Annotated in this window: 1 protein-coding gene; it reads left to right on the forward strand. The window is 68.0% G+C overall.

Going from position 1 to position 1,721, the window contains the following annotated elements; translation table 11 throughout:
- Nucleotides 1-151 precede the first annotated feature (151 nt).
- Nucleotides 152-1,666 (forward strand): IS1634 family transposase, encoded by a 1,515-nt coding sequence (locus ABD299_RS24865; protein WP_425581423.1) that lies wholly within the window; start codon nt 152-154, stop codon nt 1,664-1,666.
- Nucleotides 1,667-1,721: the final 55 nt, after the last annotated feature.

Here is a 1,721-nt window from a genome sequence, read left to right on the forward strand (position 1 = left end):
CCAGCCGGAGCTGAGTCGGATGGCCTTCCACGCCTTTGACCTGACTTGGGACATGTTTCTTGATCGACTGTGAAGTCGTTTTGCTGACCTGCGGGTTCGCGATGGTCTGATGGCGAAGTTGCGCACTAATCCGGGCCCGTAGGCTGTGCGGGTGGCGCCGTACATCCGGACCGTGAAGACCGCCTCGGGGGCTCGGGCGGTGCAGATCGTGCACTCCTCGCGTCGTGGAGCGCGGGACATCGAGCACATCGGCTCCGCGCATGACGAGGCCGAGCTGGAGTTGCTCAAGGCTGCCGCCCGGCAGCGGCTGGCGGCCGGTCAGGGCGAGCTGGACCTGGGCCTGGACAACGCCGCAGCCGGGCAAGGTGGTCCTTTGCCGATCACCTCGGCACGGATGGGCCACCTGTGGGACGCCCTCGCGTGCGCCTATCGCCGCCTCGGGTTCGAGGAGGCCACCGGCGGCGATGAGGTGTTCCGGCACCTGGTACTGGCGCGGATCATCGAGCCGACCAGCAAGCTCGACTCCTTGCGAGTGCTGGAGGAGGTCGGCGTCGAGCCGGTCTCCTATCGCACCCTGACCCGTCGGCTGCCGCACTTCGCCACGGACGCCTGGCGCCAGGCCCTGTCCGCCGCGTGTGCCCGCCAGGCCGGCCTGGGGCCCGCCTCGCTGGTCCTCTACGACGTCTCCACCCTGTATTTCGAGACCGACGCCGGGGACGGCTTTCGCGAATCGGGCTTCTCCAAGGAGCGCCGCCTGGAGCCGCAGATCACCATCGGGCTGCTGACCGACGCGGCCGGGTTCCCGCTGATGGTCAACGCGTTCGAGGGCAACCGCGCGGAGACCACCACGATGCTGCCCTCGATCAGAGCGTTCATGGCCGCCCACCGACTGCCGGACGTCACGATCGTGGCCGACGCCGGCATGGTCTCCGAGTCGAACATGAAGGCCATCGAGGCCGAGGGGCTGTCGTTCATCCTCGGCGCGAAGGTCCCCAAGGTGCCCTACGTGATCGAACGCTGGCGCACCGCCCACCCCGACGAGGCCATCCCCGACGGGCACATCTTCACCCAGCCCTGGCCGACCGGCCCCGCGGGCGGGCGGCGTGACCAGGTCATCTACTACCAATACCGGGCCGATCGGGCCCGGCGCACCCTGCGCGGCATCGACGAGCAGGTCGCCAAGGCCGAGAAGGCGGTCGCGGGCCAGACGGCCGTCAAGCGCAACCGGTTCGTCAAGCTCACCGGCGGCACCCGCAGCATCAACCGGACCCTGGAGACCAAGGCCCGGGCCCTGGCCGGGATCAAGGGCTACGTCACCAACCTCCCCGAGGCCACCGCCGAGTTCGTCATCGCCGCCTACCACCGGCTCTTCCAGATCGAAAAGTCCTTCCGGATGTCCAAGAGCGACCTAGCGGCCCGCCCGATCTACCACCACAAACGCGATTCGATCGAGGCCCACCTGACCATCGTCTTCGCCGCCCTGGCCGTCTCCCGCTTCATCGAGGACACCACCAGCTGGTCGATCAAGAAGTTCGTCACCACCCTGCGCCGCTACCGCACCATCGAAATCCAGGCCAGCGGCCACACCATCACCGCCGCCGACCCCCTCCCCGACGAGGTCCGTACCATCCTCCACCAGATCCACCAACAGCAACGTGCGCACTAGATGGACCCAACTCGGGTCCCAAGTTCGAATCCTCGTGCCGCCGCAGGAGCGGAAG

This window comes from Streptomyces sodiiphilus, from assembly GCF_039529215.1.
GTDB lineage: Bacteria > Actinomycetota > Actinomycetes > Streptomycetales > Streptomycetaceae > Streptomyces > Streptomyces sodiiphilus.